Below are 18,532 nucleotides of genomic sequence, written 5' to 3'. Positions count from 1 at the left end.
TTCGCGTACGAACACGGTGGGGACGACGGGGCGGACCGTCACTGCCGCTTCAGCACCGCGAACTGCCCCGCCATCGCCGTCACCGCGTACCGCGCCTCCGGGTGCAGCTGGGCGGCCAGCGCGACCGGGTCGGTGACCGGCTGGGACCAGCCGGAGGAGAGGTCGAGGGCGAGGTAGTCGGGGTGGACGCCCTGCGCGCCGCCGACCCAGTAGACGGTGTGGTCGCCGGTGAGGTGGGCCATGAGCGTCACGTTCGTCTCGACGCTCGCGCCCGCCGGCACCGCCGCGACCGCGCGCCGCGCGTCGAGGGTGCGGGAGTCCGTGCGGTAGGTGTCGGGGCGGGTCAGCTCGCGCAGCGGCATGTCGAGGGCGTGCACGAGCGCGATCGCCGTGACGACGGGCACCGCCACCCTCCCGTACGCGACGAGCCAGGGCCGCGGCGAGGTGCGCACCGCGCGGACCGCGTCGACCAGGGCGAGGAACACCACCGGCATCAGGATCGCGTTGTAGTGCCAGAACATGCCCCAGTGGTTGGGGTCGTGCGAGAGGAAGCGCCAGCCGAGGGTGGGCAGCACCAGCAGCATCAGCGGGGAACGCAGGCACAGGAAGCCGGTGACGCCGACGAGGAAGAGGAGCATCTCCCACTTCTCGCCGTGCTGGAAGGCGCCGAGGAGCGAGTCGGCGAAGGAGACCTGGCTGCCGTCGCCGCCCTTCTCGATCTTGGCCCAGTAGTCGTACTGGCCGACCCGGCTGGCGGCCGGGATGAGCACGAGCACGGTGAGCGCGAAGAAGGCCGTGCCGAAGGCGGCGAGGGCGGCGCCGAGCCGCCGCTGCCCCTTCAGGAACAGCACCGCGCCGACCATGGCGACCGTCAGGCCCATGTCCTCCTTGACCAGGACCAGCGGCAGGGACCAGGCGACGGCGGCGGTCCAGCGGCCGAGGAGCAGCGCCCGGCAGGTCAGGGCGAGCAGCGGGACGGCGAAGGCGATCTCGTGGAAGTCGGACTTGACGGCCTCCTGGAGGCCCCAGGACAGCCCGTACGCCACGGTGAGGGCGATTCCGGCGGCCCGGCTGCCGAGCACCTGCTGGGCGGTGCGGCCGACCACGGCGGCGGAGGCGGCGAACAGCGCGGCCTGCGCGAAGAGCAGCGCGAGCGGGGAGGACCACACCCAGTAGAGCGGCGCGAGGAGTGCCGTCACGGGACTGAAGTGGTCCCCGAGTATGAGGAAGCCGGGGCTCTTGATGTCGACGATCGGGGCGCGCAGCTCGGCGTACGCCCGGACGGACTGCTCGAAGATCCCGAGGTCCCAGGAGGGCGTGCGGAAGTGTTCGTACTGCACCCAGGAGTAGAGGAAGTACAGCGCGCCGAACACCGCGGCGACGATCGCGTACGGGCGCACCGGGGCGGGCGCGAGACCGCCGTCCTCCGGTCTCTGCGCGTCGGCAGGGTCCGCAGCGGGTTTGTTCTGTACGTCCAACACCACGTCCCCCACTCACGGCGGCCGACAAAAGAGCAACCCATTAGACCAGAGTCCACCCGTTCGGCAGAGCCGCCCACCGGAGGGCCGAGCGGGGCCGTGCGGGGCCTTCCCGGGGAGGAAGGCCCCGCACGACGCCGTCTCAGTGGAAGAAGTGGCGCGTGCCCGTGAAGTACATCGTGACGCCGGCCTTCTTCGCGGCCTCGACCACCAGCTCGTCGCGCACCGAGCCGCCCGGCTGCACGACCGCCTTCACGCCCGCGGCGGTCAGGATCTCCAGGCCGTCCGGGAAGGGGAAGAAGGCGTCCGAGGCGGCGTACGAGCCGCGGGCGCGCTCCTCGCCGGCCCGCTCGACGGCGAGCTTCGCCGAGTCGACGCGGTTGACCTGGCCCATGCCGACGCCGACCGAGGCGCCGTCCTTGGCGAGCAGGATCGCGTTGGACTTGACCGCGCGGCAGGCCTTCCAGGCGAAGGCGAGCTCGGCGAGCTCGGCGGCCGACAGGGCCTCGCCGGTGGCCAGGGTCCAGTTCGCCGGGTCGTCGCCCTCCGCCTGCAGGCGGTCGGTGACCTGGAGGAGCGCGCCGCCGTCGATCGGCTTGACCTCGACCGGGTTGGCCGGGGCGCCCTCGGCGCGCAGCACGCGGATGTTCTTCTTCTTGGCGAGGACCTCGACCGCGCCGTCCTCGTAGCCGGGGGCCACGATGACCTCGGTGAAGATCTCGGCGACCTGCTCGGCCATGGCGACGGAGACCGGGCGGTTGACGGCGATGACGCCGCCGAACGCGGACAGCGGGTCGCAGGCGTGCGCCTTGCGGTGCGCCTCGGCGACGTCCGCGCCGATCGCGATGCCGCACGGGTTGGCGTGCTTGATGATCGCGACGCACGGCTCGGTGTGGTCGTACGCGGCCCGGCGCGCGGCGTCGGTGTCCGTGTAGTTGTTGTACGACATCTCCTTGCCGTGCAGCTGCTCGGCCTGGGCGAGGCCGCCCGTGCCGTCGACGTAGAGCGCGGCGCCCTGGTGCGGGTTCTCGCCGTAGCGCAGCACGTTGTTCCGCTCGTACGTGGCGCCCAGGAAGTCCGGGAAGCCACTGTCGTCGGCGGCGGCGTAGTCGTCGGCGAACCAGGAGGCGACGGCGACGTCGTACGCGGCGGTGTGCTGGAAGGCCTCGGCGGCGAGCCGCTTGCGGGCGGCCAGGTCGAAGCCGCCGGCCTTGACCGCGGTGAGCACGTCGGCGTACCGCTCGGGGCTGGTGACGATCGCGACCGACGGGTGGTTCTTGGCGGCGGCGCGGACCATCGACGGGCCGCCGATGTCGATCTGCTCGACGCACTCGTCGGCCGAGGCGCCGGAGGCGACGGTCTCGCGGAACGGGTAGAGGTTCACGACGACCAGGTCGAAGGGCTCCACGCCGAGCTCGGCGAGCTGCGCGCGGTGCGACTCCAGGCGCAGGTCGGCGAGGATGCCGGCGTGCACGCGCGGGTGCAGCGTCTTGACGCGGCCGTCCAGGCACTCGGGGAAGCCGGTCAGCTCCTCGACCTTGGTGACCGGGACGCCGGCCGCGGCGATCTTCGACGCGGTGGAGCCGGTGGAGACCAGCTCGACGCCGGCCTCGTGCAGCCCACGGGCGAGCTCCTCGAGCCCCGTCTTGTCGTAGACGCTGACCAGCGCTCGGCGGATGGGCTTAACAACGTCAGTGCTCACCGACATGAACCTTTCGTCCCTCAATGCTGTAGCCGTTGCGGGCGAGCCGCCCCACGACCTCGACGAGCAGCGATCGCTCGACTTCCTTGATGCGCTCGTGGAGCGCGGCCTCATCGTCCTCGTCCCGCACCTCGACCACGCCCTGGGCGATGATCGGGCCGGTGTCGACGCCGTCGTCGACGAAGTGGACGGTGCATCCGGTGACCTTCGCGCCGTAGGCGAGGGCGTCGCGCACGCCGTGCGCGCCGGGAAAACTGGGGAGAAGTGCCGGGTGGGTGTTGACGACCCGGCCGCCGAAGCGGGCGAGGAACTCCTTGCCGACGATCTTCATGAAACCGGCCGAGACGACCAGGTCCGGCTCGTACGCGGCGGTGGCCTCGGTCAGCGCCCGGTCCCACTCCTCGCGGCTCGCGTGGTCCTTGACCCGGCACACGAAGGTGGGGATCCCGGCGCGCTCGGCGCGCTCCAGGCCGGCGATCGCGTCGCGGTCCGCGCCGACGGCGACGATCTCGGCACCGTAGCCCTCGGGGCCCTCGGGGTCGGCGGCGATCGCGTCCAGCAGGGCCTGGAGGTTCGTGCCGGAGCCGGAGACCAGGACGACGAGGCGGGCGGCAGCCACTGCGGTCACTCTTTCCGTGGTGTTTGTGCGGTCGTACGAACGAATCGCATCCCTCGATACGGGGAACCCTACGAAGGGCCCGACCGTCAGCAACGATACCGGCACTCCGGACAACCCCCACGGGACGGGGGCGTGACCGGGGGGTAGCGTCAGGGTCCGACGACATGCGACACCGCGTCACATCACGACCGAGCCGCACGCCACAGCCGCACGCGCACCTGCACGCCACACCCGCGCACACAGACAGAGGGAAGACGTCCAGCACATGCCGGATCGCCAGTCCACGAACGACAGCAACCCGTTCGCCCCGCCGCCGGAGGGGCAGCCGGACCAGCCGTGGCAGCCAAGACTCCCGGAGGGCTCCGACCAGGGCTCGGCCGGTGGCTCGGCCGGAGGTCCGACCGGGGGTTCGGCCGGCGGACCGGGCTGGAGCAGCAGTCAGCCGGGCCGTTCCTCCGACGGCTTCGGCGGCCGCCCCGAGCGCTCTTCGGGCGGCGGCGGCCAGGGCGGCGGCCCCGGCGGCGGGCCGGACGGCGGCCAGGGCCCCGGGCTGCGCTGGGACCCGACGGACCCGGCGCAGCGGCGCGCGCGGTACGCGGTGCTCGCGGGCATGTGGGCCTTCTTCTTCTCCTTCTTCGTCCAGGAGCTGGCGCTGCTGCTCGGCGCGCTCGGCGTCTACTGGGCGATCAGCTCCCTGCGGGCCCGCGCGAAGGCACCGGAGGGTCCGCCGTCCGCCGAGCGCGTCGCCGCGGCGGCCACCGCGAACCGGGCCAAGCAGACCGCGGCGATCAGCGGCCTGGTGGCCTCCGCACTCGCCCTGATGATCGTCGGCAGCGGCTTCCTCGTGCACTTCGTCTACCGCGACTTCTACGAGTGCCGGGCCGACGCCCTGACCAAGCAGAGCCAGCTGGCCTGCAACGACCTGCTCCCGAAGCCGCTGCAGGACACGCTGGGCGTGCACGAGTAGTCAGTCGTCGTCGTCGGGGGCCGGGGCCGCGGCCGGTGGGACGGCCTGTTCGGGTTCCGATTTCGGTTCCGATTTCGATTTCGGTTCCGATTTCGGTTTCGGTTCCGGTGCGGGTTCCGCCGAGGGTTCCCAGGCGGCCGGCAGGAAGCCGTAGTCCTCGTCCACCCCGTCGTCCAGCTCCTCCAGCGCGTCGAGCCGGGCCAGGGCGCCGGCCGTCTCCGGTGCGGGCTGCGGCAGTACGGACTTGGGCGGTACGGGCTCCGCTTCCGGTACGGGGACGGGGCCCTGGACCTGGCCCGGGTCGGGCGCCGGGACCTGCGGGGCGGCGGGGGCCGCGGCGCGGCGTTGGGCGCGCCGACCCCAGGCCTGTACCGCGAACGCCGCCGGCACTCCGATCACCCCGCACCACAGCACCGCCGCCGCACCGGTCTGCCACCACACCGGGCCGAAGACGGCCAGCCGGCCCGAGCCGAGCGGGCCGCCGGCGAGCGCGGTGAGGACGGCGACGGCCGCCCCGCACACCCAGGCCGCGCCCAGCGCCGTCAGCGCCGTCTCCTGCGCCGTCCAGCCGCGCGCCGCCCGGCCCACCCGGTGCCCGGCGACGAGCGCCGCCACCACCGGGACCGCGAGCGCGGCCCAGTGCAGCCACCGGCCCGGGCCCGCGCCGGGCAGCGCGGCGAGCAGCGGGAAGTCGGGCGCGGCCGGGGTGCCGGTGAAGCCGAGCGGGGTGACCAGGGCGCCCGTACCGAGCGAGAAGCCGGGGCCGAGGCCGTACGCGAGACCCCAGAGGGCGGCGTTCGGCAGCAGCGCGCAGGCGAGGAGGGCGACCGAGGCCCGGCCCGACCACTCCCCCGCGAGCCCGTCGAAGGACGTCTGGGCGTCGCCGACGTGCCAGAACAGCGAGGCCCCGAAGAGCAGCGCGCCACCCGCACCGAGCACGGCCAGGGCCGGCACCGCGGCGCGCAGGGCGACCGCGTACCGCGCCCGGTCCGGCAGCGGCCGGCCGTGCGCGGTCCAGGCGCCCGCGGCGGCCGCCGCGCAGACGGTGACCGGCGTCCAGGCGCCCGTGGCGACCAGGTCCGCGGGCAGCGTCCCGGCCTCCGTGTAGACCACGACGGCCGCCACGACCAGCAGATATCCCGCGGTGACGGCCGCGACGGCGCCGGCCGGCGAGGGCCGGAGGCGACCCTCGCCCGGGTCCGGGTCCGAGTCGGGGTCGGGGTCGGGGTCCGGATCCGGATCCGTATCCGGGTCCAGGGTGTCGCGGGCCGCCCGGTGCGCCAGCCACAGCGGCAGGGCGGTGAGCAGCAGCGGGGTGACGCCGAGCGGGGCGGGCACGCCGGAGACGGTGTCGGTGCGGATCAGATCGGCGCCGTGCGCGAGCAGCCACAGCCCGGCGGCCGTGTGCAGGGCGCCGGCGGGGCCGCTGTCGGGGAACGGCGAGGCGATCCAGGCGGCGGTCACGAGCACGGCGACCGCGCCGAGGCCGAGGCCGGCCGCCACGCCGCCGCGCACGAAGGCGGTGGCCAGGGCGGCGGGCGCCAGGGCGGGGCGCTGCTCGACGGTCAGGTGCGTCACAGGGCTCATGCTGCCAGCGACACGCTGTTTGCCCTCGTAACAGGCGAATGGCCGTTGTGTCGCTCAAGATACGTTTATGTGCATTTCCGTCCGGAGTCGCGCTGTGGGAGGTCGACGCCGATGAGTCCGACGAGCCCCTCCGTCCAGCTCCCCTCCCCCAAGGAGCGGCGCCGGCTGCGGGAGTCGCTCTCCCTCAGCGAGGACCAGGTCGCGGAAGCCCTGGGCGTCACCCGGGCCACCGTCCGCGCCTGGGAGACCGGCCGCAGCTCCCCGCGGGGCCGCAAGCGTGAGGCGTACGCGAAGCTGCTCGGCGTCTACGAGGAGCCCGCCGCGCCCCGTACGGAGAAGCCCGCCCGGCCGTCCCCCGCGGCCACCCGGCCCCGCCCGGCCGCCAAGGGCGCCGCGCGCCCGCCGAAGTCCCCGGCCGCGCCGGGTCCGGCGAAGCCCTCGGCCCAGAAGCCCGCGGCCCCGAAACCGGTGCCCCTGACCGTCACCCGAACGGCCGAAGCCGTCGAGGAGCCTGCCGAGCCGCGGGCCCAGGAACAGGCCCAGGAGCGGCTGAAACCGGCACCGGTGGCGGAGGCGGAGGCGCCGGCCCCTGCTCCGGAGCCCGCGGCACCGGAGCCCGTCGCGCCCGCGCCCGCCCCGGCGGCCGCCACCTTCCCCGGCCCCACGCCGGAGGAGGCCTTCGACGCGCTCTACGACCACGCCGCGCCCGGCCTGGTCCACCAGACCTATCTGCTCACCGGGCGCCGCCGGCTCTCCCGCGAGTCGGTCGAGTACGCCTTCCACCACGCCTGGCAGCACTGGCCCGAGGTCGCCATGGACGGCGACCCGGTGGGCTGGGTGCGGGCGACGGCGTACGAGTACGCGCTCTCGCCCTGGCACCGCTTCCGGCGCCGTCACCGGCACCCGGACTCGCCGCCGACCGAGGCCGCGCGGCGGGCGCTGCTCGGCGCGCTGCTCGATCTGCCCGCCCCGTACCGCCGGACCGTGCTGCTCTACGACGGCCTGGGCCTGGATCTGCCGGAGACCGCCGCCGAGACCGAGGCGAGCACCCCGGCCGCCGGGAACCGGCTGCTGCACGCCCGTACGGTCATCGGGCAGAAGATCCCCGACCTCGCCGAACCCGAGGCGCTGCAGCGGCGGCTCGCCGCGCTCGTCGCGGAGGCGCCGACCGCCACCCTGCCCGCCGCGCGGGCGGTGCGGACCGGCAGCGAGCGCCGTTCGCGGCTGCTGACCAGGGCGGTGGTGGGAGTCACGGCGGCGCTGATCGCCGTCACGGCCCTCACCGCGGCGACCGCGCCGACCCAGTACATCCCGGTGAACGCGCCGGGCGAGGCCGTCGAGGGCGTCCCGGTCCGCGGCGGCCCGCAGAAGCTGCGCCCGGAGGACAAGGAGCTGCGCGACATGCTGCGCACGGCCCCGAACCCGGGCCCGGAACGCCTGGTGCCGGCCGCGGAGTAGACGCGTATGCGAGTGGGCCCCGCCCCGACCGTGAACCGGTCGGGGCGGGGCCCACTCATGTGGTGCTGCTGTGCGGATGTGCCGCGATCAGCCCGCGAGGATGGCGCGCGCCAGCTTGGCGGTCTCGGTCGGGGTCTTGCCGACCTTCACACCGGCGGCCTCGAGGGCCTCCTTCTTCGCCGCGGCGGTGCCGGAGGAGCCGGAGACGATGGCGCCGGCGTGGCCCATGGTCTTGCCCTCGGGGGCGGTGAAGCCCGCGACGTAGCCGACGACCGGCTTGGTGACGTTGGCCTTGATGAAGTCGGCCGCACGCTCCTCGGCGTCGCCGCCGATCTCGCCGATCATGACGATCAGGTCGGTGTCGGGGTCCGCCTCGAACGCCGCGAGGGCGTCGATGTGCGTGGTGCCGATGACCGGGTCGCCACCGATGCCGACGGCGGAGGAGAAGCCGATGTCACGGAGCTCGTACATCATCTGGTACGTCAGCGTGCCGGACTTCGAGACCAGGCCGATGCGGCCCGGCTTGGTGATGTCGCCCGGGATGATGCCGGCGTTCGACTGGCCCGGGGTGATGAGACCGGGGCAGTTCGGGCCGATGAGGCGGGTCTTGTTGCCCTTCTCCACGGCGTACGCGTAGAACGCGGCGGAGTCGTGCACCGCGATGCCCTCGGTGATGACCACGGCGAGCGGGATCTCGGCGTCGATCGCCTCGACCACGGCGGCCTTGGCGAAGGCCGGCGGCACGAAGAGGACCGAGACGTTGGCGCCGGTCTCCTTCATGGCCTCGGCGACGGTGCCGAAGACCGGGATCTCGGTGCCGTCGAAGTCGACCTTGGTGCCCGCCTTGCGCGGGTTCACGCCGCCGACGATGTTGGTGCCGTCACCCAGCATGAGCTTGGTGTGCTTCATGCCCGTGGCACCGGTCATGCCCTGGACGATGACCTTGCTGTCCTTGTTGAGGAAGATAGCCATGGCTGTGTGTCCTCGTCCCTTACTTCGCAGCCGCGAGCTCGGCGGCCTTGTCGGCCGCGCCGTCCATGGTGTCCACGCGCTGCACGAGCGGGTGGTTGGCGTCCGACAGGATCTTGCGACCCAGCTCCGCGTTGTTGCCGTCGAGGCGCACGACCAGCGGCTTGGTGACTTCCTCGCCCTTCGAGGCGAGCAGCTCCAGGGCCTGCACGATGCCGTTGGCGACCTCGTCACAGGCGGTGATGCCGCCGAAGACGTTGACGAACACGGACTTGACGTCCGGGTCGCCGAGGATGATCTCCAGGCCGTTCGCCATGACCTCGGCGGAGGCGCCGCCGCCGATGTCGAGGAAGTTGGCCGGCTTCACGCCGCCGTGGTTCTCACCGGCGTACGCGACGACGTCCAGGGTCGACATGACCAGGCCGGCGCCGTTGCCGATGATGCCGACCTCGCCGTCGAGCTTGACGTAGTTGAGGCCCTTGGCCTTGGCAGCAGCCTCGAGCGGGTTGGCTGCGGCCTTGTCCTCGAGCGCCTCGTGCTCGGGCTGACGGAAGTCGGCGTTCTCGTCGAGGGACACCTTGCCGTCGAGGGCCAGGATGTCGCCGGAGGCGACCTTGGCCAGCGGGTTGACCTCGACGAGGAGCGCGTCCTCGGCGACGAAGGTCTTCCACAGGGTCACGAGGACCTCGGCGACCTTCTCGGCGACCTCGGCCGGGAACTGCGCCTGGGCGACGATCTCGCGGGCCTTGACGATGTCGACGCCCTTGTTGGAGTCGACCGGCACCTTCGCGAGCTTCTCGGGGGTCGTCGCGGCGACCTCCTCGATGTCCATGCCACCGGCCACGGAGGCCATGGCGAGGAAGGTGCGGTTGGTGCGGTCGAGGAGGTACGAGACGTAGTACTCCTCGACGATCTCCGGAGCGGTCTCCGCGATCATCACCTTGTGGACCGTGTGGCCCTTGATGTCCATGCCCAGGATGTCCGTCGCGCGGGCGACGGCCTCGTCCGGGGTGGCGGCGAGCTTGACGCCGCCGGCCTTGCCGCGGCCGCCGACCTTCACCTGCGCCTTGACGACCGACTTGCCGCCAAGCCGCTCGGTGGCCTCGCGCGCCGCCTCAGGCGTGTCGATGACTTCACCGGCCAGCACCGGTACACCGTGCTTGGCGAAGAGGTCCCTCGCCTGGTACTCGAACAGGTCCACGCGCGTCCCTTTTCTAGATGATCGCGGTTCGTTGTCTGCGTGGGCGTGCCGCGGAGGGCAACGTGACTGCGCTGTCACTAGGGAGGCGTACACGGTGTCCGTGGACGCGGCATGTCCGTCTCGCAGGTTATCCCCGTGGGCCGTGGGTCCCTAAATCGCAGATCACAGGAGAGCGGTGATACGGGTCACAGAACGTAGGCGCGAGGGGGCGGACCGGAGCGGTGGGGCCCCGGGCCCGGTGAGCCCTTGTGGCAGGCGGGGAGCGGGGATTGACCCGCTCACGGCTCGCCGGTGTGCGGAGTGAGGACGGGTGGGGTGCGACTGTGATATGGACCTCAGTCGCGCCGGCGGCGCCCGTCCGGGTGGCCGGCGGCGACGGATTCCGCACCCGGGCCGGTCCTTGCGGGCGAGGGCCCCGTCACGCCTCGGGTATCGGGAGCGGGCGCTTCTCCAGGGCGGCGGCCATGATCTCCGGGAACAGGTCGGGGGTGCAGGCGAAGGCGGGGGCGCCGAGCGCGGCGAGCGCCGCGGCATGGTCCCGGTCGTAGGCGGGCGCGCCCTCGTCGGAGAGCGCGAGCAGGGTCACGAACTGCACCCCGGAGGCCTTCATCGCCGCGACCCGCTTCAGCATCTCGTCGCGGATGCCGCCCTCGTAGAGGTCGCTGACGAGGACGACGACGGTGTCGGCGGGGCGGGTGATCCTGGACTGGCAGTAGGCGAGCGCCCGGTTGATGTCGGTGCCGCCGCCGAGCTGGGTGCCGAAGAGCACGTCGACCGGGTCGTCGAGCTGCTCGGTGAGGTCGACGACGGCGGTGTCGAAGACGACGAGCCGGGTGGCGAGGGAACGCATGGAGGCGAGGACGGCGCCGAAGACGGAGGCGTAGACGACGGAGGCGGCCATGGAGCCGGACTGGTCGATGCAGAGCACCACCTCCTTCTTCACCGCCTGCGACGCCCGCCCGTGTCCGACGAGCCGCTCGGGGACGACCGTGCCGTGCTCGGGCAGGTAGTTCTTGAGGTTGGCGCGGATGGTGCGGTCCCAGTCGATGTCCCGGTGTCGCGGGCGGCTGATCCGGGCCGAGCGGTCGAGCGCGCCGGTGAGGGTGGCCCGGGTGCGGGTGGCGAGCCGCTTCTCCAGGTCCTCGACGACCTTGCGGACCACGGCACGCGCGGTCTCCTTGGTGGTCTCGGGCATCGCCTTGTTGAGCGAGAGCAGCGTCCCGACGAGGTGCACGTCCGGCTCGACGGCCGCCAGCATCTCCGGCTCCAGGAGCAGCGTGGCGAGCCCGAGCCGCTCGATGGCGTCCCGCTGCATGACCTGCACGACGGAGCTGGGGAAGTACGTGCGGATGTCCCCGAGCCAGCGCGCCACGGAGGGCGCGGACCCGCCTAGCCCGCCGCCGCGCGCCCCCTTGTCGCTCTTGCCGCCGCCCTTGCCGCCGTTGCCGCCGTTGTCGTAGAGCGCGGTCAGCGCTCCGTCCATGGCGGCGTCGGTCCCGGTGAGCGCGCGTCCGGTGCCGTCGGCCTCGCCCCCGCCGAGGACAAGGCGCCAGCGGCGCAGCCGCTCGTCGTCGGGGGTGCGGATGCCGAGGGTGCTCATGCGGGGACCTCCGTACCGAGGATGAGGTGGAGCAGGGGCAGTACGGCGTCGGCCCGGCGCTCGTCGGGCTCGGGCGCGAAGCCGGGGGCGGTGACCGCGGCCGCGGCGGGGCCGCCGGGGCCGGCCGGGCCGCGGGCGACGAGCTCGCCGAGGGTGCGCCGGACCCCCGGCTCGTACGCGGCGAAGGTGCGCCGCAGCAGCGGCAGTACGTCGGTGAACGCGTCGGCGCTGACGCCGCCGAGCCAGTCGTCGACCAGGCCGAGCAGCCGCTCGTCGTGCACGAGCAGCAGCCCGCCCCCGGAGGCCCCGCCGACGAACCCCTCGACCCAGCCCGCGGCATCGGCGGGCGGAGCCCCGGGCGACAGGGCGAGTCCCATCAGCCGGGCCGCCTCGTCCACCGCGAACCGCCCCTCGTCGAGCAGCAGCCGCACGGCTCTCCCCCGCAGCACCCCGGGCACCCGCTCCCGCCCGGCCAGCCGCCGCAGCACCCCGGCCCAGCGGTCGGCGAGATCTCCCCGGTCGGTGAGGAGCGCGATCGCCGTGTGGACGCCGTCGAGGCGTTCGCGCATCTCCGCGGCGGCGTCCACGTCGAGGGCCGCGCAGGCGGGCGGCAGGCCGACGCAGATGCGTTCGGCGAGACCGGCGGCGACCTCGCGGAGGGCGGTGGTGTCGGTGGCGCGCACGTCGCCGTAGCGCAGGGCGCGGGCCAGGGCCGGGAGGGCCTGGGCGAGGTGGGCGACGTCGGTGTCGAGGGCGGCGCGGTCGGCGAGCGCGTGGAGGACGCCGGGCAGGGCGTCGGTGAGGCCGGCGAGCAGACAGCGCTCGGCGAGCGAGGTGATGGCGGCGAGGTCAGAGGCGGCCGCCGCCTGGGACTCGGCCCGGGCGGTGGCGGCGGCCTCGACGGTGGTGCCCCAGACGCCCGCCTCGGCGACCTGGACGTGGAGTTCGGGCTCCCAGCGCAGCCGCCAGCTCTCCCGGAAGGTGCCGGTGGAGCCGCGGCCTGCGACGGGGCCGCCCCAGGTGACGCCGAGCAGCCGGAGGCGGTGCAGCAGTCGGCTGCGGGCGGCGTCGTTGTCCTTGCGCAGGTCGAGGTCGAGCTCGCGCTCCTGGGCCTCCGGCTTGAGGCGCAGCGAGCGCTGGAGCCGTTCGAGGTCGCGCTGGAGCGGGACGGCGGGCGCGGCGGCCGGGACGGTGCCGAGGACGTCGCCGACGACGAGCCGGTCGCGGACCAGGTCGAGGGCGACGTCGGAGCCGTCGCCCATGACGGCGCGGATCGCGTCGGTGGTCTCGCCGAGCCCGGCGAGCGGCCGGCCGCGCAGCGCGGCGAGGGTGTCGGCGAGCCGTACGGCCTCGATGACATGGGCGGAGGAGACGGGCAGGTCCTCGGCCCTGAGCAGGCCCGCGACCTTGGTCATCCAGCGCTCGACGGGCCGGTCGGGGGCGGTGAACAGATGCGCGTACCAGCCGGGGGCCTCGATGCCCGCGCCGTATCCGGAGCGGCGGGCGAGCCGGCGGTGGGTCCAGGGCACCCAGGTCAGTTCGGTCTTCACCTTGGGCAGGCCCTTGAGCAGGGCGCGGTCGGCGGTGACGGTGCCGCGGCGGCGCAGCGCGGGCACGTGCCAGGCGCCGCAGACGACGGCGACGTCGTCGCCGAACTCCTTCCGCGCGGCGCGCAGCCGGATCCGCATGTGCGCCTCGCGCACCAGGTCGCGCGGGTGGCCGCCGTGCCCGTACGCCTCGCGCAGCGCGCCCATCGCGTCGGCGAGGGCCTCGAAGGGCGCGAACGGGTCGGTGGGGCCCCGCAGTTCGACGGCGTCCTCCCACCAGCGCTCCGCGTCGTCGTGCCCGGCGGTGCGGGCGAGCTCGGCGACGGGGTCGAGGCGCAGCCCGGCCCCCGCGTCCTCGGGGGCGTACTCCTCGCTGTCGTCCCAGGTGGGGTCGGAGGCGGCCAGGGTGTGCACGGCGGGCAGGTCGATGAACCGGACCTCCGCGCCGTGCGCCAGGGCCCAGCGGATCGCGGCCCATTCGGGCGAGAACTCGGCCATCGGCCAGAACGCGGCCCGCCCCGGGTCGTCCACGGCATGCGCCAACAGCGCGACCGGAGGCCGCATCCCCTCCTCGGCGGCGAGCCCGACCAGCCCGTCGGCCTCGGGTGGCCCCTCTATGAGGACGGCCTTGGGCCGTCCGGCATCGAGCGCGGCCACCACGGCCCGCGCGGACCCGGGCCCGTGGTGGCGAACGCCGAGCAGGAGGGGACCGGCGGCGGGTGCAGGGTGGGCGGAAGGTTCTGGGTGGGCGGCGGGTTCGGGGCGGCCCGTCGCTCCCGGCCCGGCGGCCGGGGCGGGCGTGGCGGCGGGTTCCGGGCGGGCGCCGGGTCCCGGCCCGGCGGCAAGTCCCTGCCCGGCGGCGGGTTCGGGGCGGCCCGTCGCTCCCGGCCCGGCGGCCGGGGCGGGCGCGGTGCCGCGCGTCAGGCGGGTCATGCGCTCACCTCGCGGCAGGCGCGGTAGAAGTCCTTCCATCCGTCTCTCTCCCGGACCACCGTCTCCAGGTACTCCTGCCAGACGACCCGGTCGGCCGCCGGGTCGCGGACCACCGCGCCGAGGAGCCCCGCGGCGACGTCGGCGGAGCGCAGCACGCCGTCGCCGAAGTGGGCGGCGAGGGCGAGGCCGCCGGTGACGACGGAGATCGCCTCGGCCGTGGACAGCGTCCCGGAGGGCGACTTGACCTTGGTGCGCCCGTCGGTGGTGACGCCGTCGCGCAGCTCGCGGAAGACGGTGACGACCCGGCGGATCTCGTCCACGCCGTCCGGCACGGCGGGCAGGTCGAGCGAGCGCCCGATCTGGTCGACCCGGCGGGACACGATGTCCACCTCGGCGTCCGGGGTGGCCGGCAGCGGCAGCACGACGGTGTTGAAGCGGCGGCGCAGCGCGCTGGACAGCTCGTTGACACCGCGGTCCCGGTCGTTGGCGGTGGCGATGAGGTTGAACCCGCCGACCGCCTGGACCTCTTCGCCCAGCTCGGGGATCGGCAGGGTCTTCTCGGACAGGATGGTGATGAGGGTGTCCTGCACGTCGGCGGGGATGCGGGTGAGCTCCTCGACGCGGGCGGTCATGCCCCGGTCCATGGCGCGCATGACGGGGCTGGGCACGAGGGCGTCGCGGCTGGGGCCGTGGGCGAGCAGCTGCGCGTAGTTCCAGCCGTAGCGGACGGCCTCCTCCGGCGTGCCCGCGGTGCCCTGCACCAGCAGGGTGGAGTCGCCGCTGACGGCGGCGGCCAGGTGCTCGGACACCCAGGTCTTGGCGGTGCCGGGGACGCCGAGGAGGAGCAGGGCGCGGTCGGTGGCGAGCGTGGTGACGGCGACCTCGACGATGCGGCGCGGGCCGACGTACTTCGGCGTGATCACCGTGCCGTCGGGCAGCGTGCCGCCGAGGAGATAAGTGGCGACGGCCCAGGGCGAGAGCTTCCAGCGGGCGGGCCGGGTCCGGTCGTCCTGGGCGGCGAGCGCGGCGAGTTCGTGGGCGAAGGCGTCCTCGGCGTGCGGCCGCAGCGCGCGGTCCTTCGCGCTGCCGATCCTGCTCTCTGCCGGAGTGGTCGTGGTGGTTTCGGGCAGGGTCATGGGTCCCCCTCCAGATCGTTCGACCTGCTGTGAGATCCACGGTGCACCATGCCACTGACAATCGGCCCCGACCGGGGGAAATCGCAGGTGGGAGCGGTGCGCGAGGCGGTTGTCAGTGGTGGCCCGTACGGTCGTTCGCATGACTGAGCAGGGGGTGCGCTGGACGGCGGACCAGGTGCTGGCACTGGCTCCTGACGACGCGTCGCGCAGAGCGGGAAGCAAGCTGGGCACGCCCGGGCCGTGGTCCGGCGCGGGCTTCGACGGCCGGGCCGTCTGGGGCCTGTGCAGGGGCAGCGGAAGCACGCCGTACCGGACGGTGGTGGACACCACGTGCCCGGCGTACTCGTGCAGTTGCCCGAGCCGGAAGTTCCCGTGCAAGCACGGGCTCGGACTGCTGTTGTTGTGGGCCGGGGACCCGGACGGGGCGGCGATACCGGCGGCCGGCGAGGCGCCCGACTGGGCGGAGACCTGGCTCGCGGGCCGGCGCGCGCGGGCGGAGGCGGCACGGACCGCTCCGGACGCGGGGCCCGCCGACCCGGAGGCCGCGCGCCGCCGGGCGGAGCGCCGGGCGGCCCGGATCACCGCGGGCGCCCAGGAGTTGGAGCAGCGGCTCGCCGATCTGCTGCGCGGCGGGCTCGCCTCGGCGGAGCAGGCGGGGTACGGACTGTGGGAGGAGACGGCGGCCCGCATGGTCGACGCGCAGGCGCCCGGACTCGCGGGCCGGGTGCGGGAGTTGGGCGCTATACCGGGTTCCGGGCCGGGCTGGCCGGTGCGGCTCCTGGAGGAGTGCGCGCTGACCCATCTCCTCGACCGGGCCTGGCTGTCCGCGGACCGGCTGCCCGGCCCGCTGGCCGCGACCGTCCGCAGCCGGGTCGGCCTGTCGGCGCCGCCGGAGGGCCCGCCGGTGCGGGACCACTGGCTGGTGCTCGCCCAGTACGACACGGCGGACAGCCGGCTGACGACCCGTCGCATCTGGCTGCACGGCCGCGGCAGCGGACGTACGGCCCTGCTGCTCTCCTTCGGCGCGGCCGGCCGCGCGCCCCAACTGGCCCTGCCCGTCGGCGCCGTCCTGGACGCCGAGCTGCGCCCGCACACGTCCGGCGGCGGACTCCGCGCCGAACTGGTGGAGCAGTTCGCCCCGCCCGCCCCCGCCGGCCCACCCCCGGAGGGCACCCCCGTGGGCGCCGCCCTCGACACCTACGGACGCGCGCTGCGCGAGGACCCGTGGTTGGACGCCTGGCCGGTCACCCTCACCGACGTGGTCCCGGCCCGCGCGGAGTACGGCTGGCAGCTCGCCGACTCGGCGCCGTACGGGGCCGCCCCGGGCGCGGCCCCGGAGCGCGAGGCGATACCGCTGACCCGGTCCGCCCAGCAACAGCCCGGCCTCTGGCGCCTGGTCGCCCTCTCGGGCGGCGCCCCGCTCCGCGTGTTCGGCGAGATCGGCCACCAGGGCTTCACCCCGCTCGCCGCCTGGTCCCCGGACGCGCCTGGGGAGACGGTGCCGCTGGTGTAGGAAGCCGTGCCTCATGCAGCCCCGCGCCGGGGCGGACAGCGCCGCGCTCGCGGAGTCGGCCGGGCGGTTCCGTATCCGGCCCGGGTACGGAGCCTCAGCTCGGCGGCAAGGCGCCGGCCCTCGGCCCGACCCGTGCGACCTGCTCGAAGGCCACAGTCCACCCACCCACCTCTGGAGGAGTCCATGAACGCCTGGGAAGACCTCGTCACGTCCGCGCTCCTCGGCACCGACCGGAAGCCGCTCGCACCGGGCGGCGGGGACGGCGGGCCGGTCGCGCTGCTCGATGCCGCCGCCGTGCACACCGTGCGGCGCAGGGCGGGGCTGCGGCCCGGGGCGGCCGCGGCGCCGTTGGAGATGGCGCCGGAGGACGCGCGGCCCGTGCTGCCGGCGGCGGCGCGGCGGCGGTTGGGGCAGTTGCTCGCGGGCCGGGCCGCGCCCGCGCCGGCCGGGGGGCGGCGCGGGGCGGCGCCGGATCTGGCGGAGCTGTTGCCACAGTGGCTGGCGGCCGCCAACGAGCGGGGCTGTCGCGCGCCGGCCGCCGCACTGCCCGCGCTGCTCGACGCGGCGCGCGCCCGGACGGATCTGCGGCCCCAGGCGCTGGCCTTCGCCGGGCCCCGGGGCCTGTGGCTGGCCCGGCTGAACCCGGAGTGGAAGTTCGCCCTGCGCGGCACGGGCGGGGGCGGCGGCGCGGGGGCGCTGCCCGATCCGGCCGATGCGGAGGCGGTGCGCGCGCTGTGGGAGGAGGGCCTGTTCGCGGAGCGGGTCGCGTTGCTGGCCGCCGTGCGGGCCGAGGATCCGGCGCGGGGCCGGGAGTTGCTCGCCTCGACCTGGGTCGCGGAGCGGGCCGAGGACCGGCTGATGTTCCTGGACTCGCTGCGGGCGGGGCTCGGCCCGGCGGACGAGGAGTTCCTGGAGGCGGCCCTGTCCGACCGCAGCCGTAACGTACGGGCGACGGCCGCCGAACTGCTCTCGGCGCTGCCCGCGTCCGCGCTGGCCGGCCGGATGGCGGGGCGCGCCGCGTCGTGCGTGTCCCTGGACCGTACGCGGGGCGCGGAGACGATCGTGGTCGAGGCGCCGCACGAGTGCGACGCGGGGATGCGGCACGACGGGGTGGTGCCGAATCCGCCGACCGGGCGGGGCGAGCGGTCCTGGTGGCTGGGCCAGCTGGTGGAGGCGGCGCCGCTGGGCTGCTGGCCGGACCGGTTCGGCGGGCGGTCGCCGGAGGAGATCGTGGCGCTGCCGGTCGCGGACGACTGGCAGGCCGAGCTCCACGCGGCCTGGTGCCGGGCGGCGGTACGGCAGCGGAACGCGGCCTGGTCGCGGGCGCTGCTCGGTTCTCCGGCCGCCCCGCAGGCCACGGGCCCGGGCACGTCCTCCCTCGCGGAGCGGGCGCAGCTGCTCTCGACGCTCGGCGCGGAGGAGCGGGCCGGCTGGGTCGCCTCGTTCATAGCGGCGCACGGCCTGTCGGAGGCGTTCCAGCTGCTCGGGGTGTGCGCGGTGCCGTGGGCGGAGCCGCTGGGCCGGGCGGTCGTGGACGCCCTGGACATCGCCCGGGACGCCGGCAGCTATCCGTGGAGCTTCAGCGGCGTGATGGGGCTGGCCGAGCGCTGTCTGGCACCGGACGCGGCGCCGCAGCTCGCGGCGCTCACCACCGTGTCCGCCGAACCGGAGGACGCGTCGCCGGGCGCCGCGGGCTACTGGTCGGAGGCCTTCCAGCGGCTGGTGTCCACCCTGGAGCTGCGGGCGGCGATGCACGCGGAGCTGACCGGCGCGAGCTGAGCGACCCGAGCCGACCGGGCCCGGTCCGACCGGGGTCCCAGGG

At 74.8% G+C, this 18,532-nt stretch carries 13 protein-coding genes; 4 read left to right on the top strand and 9 right to left on the bottom strand.

Going from position 1 to position 18,532, the window contains the following annotated elements:
• Positions 1 to 38: 38 nt before the first annotated feature.
• The 3 genes from KV205_RS28595 to purN all read right to left on the bottom strand — a co-directional run bounded on the left by KV205_RS28595 (position 39) and on the right by purN (position 3,799).
• A complete protein-coding gene (locus KV205_RS28595) occupies positions 39 to 1,481 on the bottom strand; it encodes a DUF2079 domain-containing protein (protein WP_374214738.1) in 1,443 nt (480 codons plus the stop codon).
• A gap of 139 nt (positions 1,482 to 1,620) precedes the next feature.
• The gene (gene purH, locus KV205_RS28590) at positions 1,621 to 3,186 is read right to left on the bottom strand and encodes a bifunctional phosphoribosylaminoimidazolecarboxamide formyltransferase/IMP cyclohydrolase (RefSeq protein WP_265867572.1); all 1,566 of its coding nucleotides are present in this window, start codon (positions 3,184 to 3,186) and stop codon (positions 1,621 to 1,623) included.
• Positions 3,170 to 3,799 carry a phosphoribosylglycinamide formyltransferase gene (purN, locus tag KV205_RS28585; RefSeq protein WP_265867629.1) on the bottom strand — a complete coding sequence of 210 codons (630 nt, stop codon included), beginning with the start codon at positions 3,797 to 3,799 and terminating at the stop codon, positions 3,170 to 3,172. Before purN ends, purH begins: the two co-directional genes overlap by 17 nt.
• Before the next feature lie 265 nt (positions 3,800 to 4,064).
• Here purN and KV205_RS28580 point away from each other — a divergent pair, with 265 nt between their 5' ends.
• Complete coding sequence (locus tag KV205_RS28580) at positions 4,065 to 4,766, top strand: hypothetical protein (protein ID WP_265867570.1); 702 nt, start codon at positions 4,065 to 4,067, stop codon at positions 4,764 to 4,766.
• On the opposite strand, the gene KV205_RS28575 is transcribed toward KV205_RS28580, so the two are convergent.
• The gene (locus KV205_RS28575) at positions 4,767 to 6,353 is read right to left on the bottom strand and encodes a DUF6350 family protein (RefSeq protein WP_265867568.1); all 1,587 of its coding nucleotides are present in this window, start codon (positions 6,351 to 6,353) and stop codon (positions 4,767 to 4,769) included. It abuts the gene before it with no gap.
• Positions 6,354 to 6,464: 111 nt separating this feature from the next.
• On the opposite strand from KV205_RS28575, the gene KV205_RS28570 reads away from it, so the two are divergent.
• Entirely contained in the window at positions 6,465 to 7,811 is a 1,347-nt protein-coding gene (locus KV205_RS28570; RefSeq protein WP_265867566.1) for a helix-turn-helix domain-containing protein, read from the top strand.
• Between the two features lie 87 nt (positions 7,812 to 7,898).
• Here KV205_RS28570 and sucD read toward each other — a convergent pair whose 3' ends face one another.
• The 5 genes from sucD to KV205_RS28545 form a co-directional block, all read right to left on the bottom strand.
• The gene (gene sucD / locus KV205_RS28565) at positions 7,899 to 8,783 is read right to left on the bottom strand and encodes a succinate--CoA ligase subunit alpha (protein ID WP_265867565.1); all 885 of its coding nucleotides are present in this window, start codon (positions 8,781 to 8,783) and stop codon (positions 7,899 to 7,901) included.
• Between the two features lie 19 nt (positions 8,784 to 8,802).
• Positions 8,803 to 9,981: an ADP-forming succinate--CoA ligase subunit beta gene (gene sucC / locus KV205_RS28560; RefSeq protein WP_265867563.1), complete on the bottom strand. Its 1,179-nt coding sequence runs from the start codon at positions 9,979 to 9,981 to the stop codon at positions 8,803 to 8,805.
• A 418-nt stretch (positions 9,982 to 10,399) separates the two neighbouring features.
• Positions 10,400 to 11,581 carry a VWA domain-containing protein gene (locus KV205_RS28555; protein ID WP_265867562.1) on the bottom strand — a complete coding sequence of 394 codons (1,182 nt, stop codon included), beginning with the start codon at positions 11,579 to 11,581 and terminating at the stop codon, positions 10,400 to 10,402.
• The gene (locus tag KV205_RS28550) at positions 11,578 to 14,061 is read right to left on the bottom strand and encodes a DUF5682 family protein (protein WP_265867561.1); all 2,484 of its coding nucleotides are present in this window, start codon (positions 14,059 to 14,061) and stop codon (positions 11,578 to 11,580) included. Before KV205_RS28550 ends, KV205_RS28555 begins: the two co-directional genes overlap by 4 nt.
• Positions 14,058 to 15,197: an AAA family ATPase gene (locus KV205_RS28545; RefSeq protein WP_265867560.1), complete on the bottom strand. Its 1,140-nt coding sequence runs from the start codon at positions 15,195 to 15,197 to the stop codon at positions 14,058 to 14,060. The genes KV205_RS28550 and KV205_RS28545 overlap by 4 nt, the downstream gene beginning before the upstream one ends.
• 139 nt (positions 15,198 to 15,336) lie before the next feature.
• On the opposite strand from KV205_RS28545, the gene KV205_RS28540 reads away from it, so the two are divergent.
• Both KV205_RS28540 and KV205_RS28535 read left to right on the top strand, forming a co-directional pair.
• On the top strand, positions 15,337 to 16,710 hold the full coding sequence (locus KV205_RS28540; RefSeq protein ID WP_265867559.1) for an SWIM zinc finger family protein: 1,374 nt from the start codon (positions 15,337 to 15,339) through the stop codon (positions 16,708 to 16,710).
• Between the two features lie 183 nt (positions 16,711 to 16,893).
• Entirely contained in the window at positions 16,894 to 18,489 is a 1,596-nt protein-coding gene (locus KV205_RS28535) for a DUF5691 domain-containing protein (protein ID WP_265867558.1), read from the top strand.
• Positions 18,490 to 18,532 lie beyond the last annotated feature (43 nt).

The organism is Streptomyces sp. SKN60, from assembly GCF_026236535.1.
Lineage (GTDB): Bacteria > Actinomycetota > Actinomycetes > Streptomycetales > Streptomycetaceae > Streptomyces.
This window is presented reverse-complemented; position numbering and strand designations above follow the sequence as displayed.

Excerpts from the sequence above, each read along its gene's own strand:
- purH (WP_265867572.1), bottom strand. The coding sequence starts at position 3,186 with ATGTCGGTGAGCACTGACGTTGTTAAGCCCATCCGCCGAGCGCTGGTC.
- KV205_RS28580 (WP_265867570.1), top strand. The coding sequence starts at position 4,065 with ATGCCGGATCGCCAGTCCACGAACGACAGCAACCCGTTCGCCCCGCCG.
- KV205_RS28575 (WP_265867568.1), bottom strand. The coding sequence starts at position 6,353 with ATGAGCCCTGTGACGCACCTGACCGTCGAGCAGCGCCCCGCCCTGGCG.
- KV205_RS28570 (WP_265867566.1), top strand. The coding sequence starts at position 6,465 with ATGAGTCCGACGAGCCCCTCCGTCCAGCTCCCCTCCCCCAAGGAGCGG.
- sucD (WP_265867565.1), bottom strand. The coding sequence starts at position 8,783 with ATGGCTATCTTCCTCAACAAGGACAGCAAGGTCATCGTCCAGGGCATG.
- KV205_RS28555 (WP_265867562.1), bottom strand. The coding sequence starts at position 11,581 with ATGAGCACCCTCGGCATCCGCACCCCCGACGACGAGCGGCTGCGCCGC.
- KV205_RS28550 (WP_265867561.1), bottom strand. The coding sequence starts at position 14,061 with ATGACCCGCCTGACGCGCGGCACCGCGCCCGCCCCGGCCGCCGGGCCG.
- KV205_RS28545 (WP_265867560.1), bottom strand. The coding sequence starts at position 15,197 with ATGACCCTGCCCGAAACCACCACGACCACTCCGGCAGAGAGCAGGATC.
- KV205_RS28540 (WP_265867559.1), top strand. The coding sequence starts at position 15,337 with ATGACTGAGCAGGGGGTGCGCTGGACGGCGGACCAGGTGCTGGCACTG.
- KV205_RS28535 (WP_265867558.1), top strand. The coding sequence starts at position 16,894 with ATGAACGCCTGGGAAGACCTCGTCACGTCCGCGCTCCTCGGCACCGAC.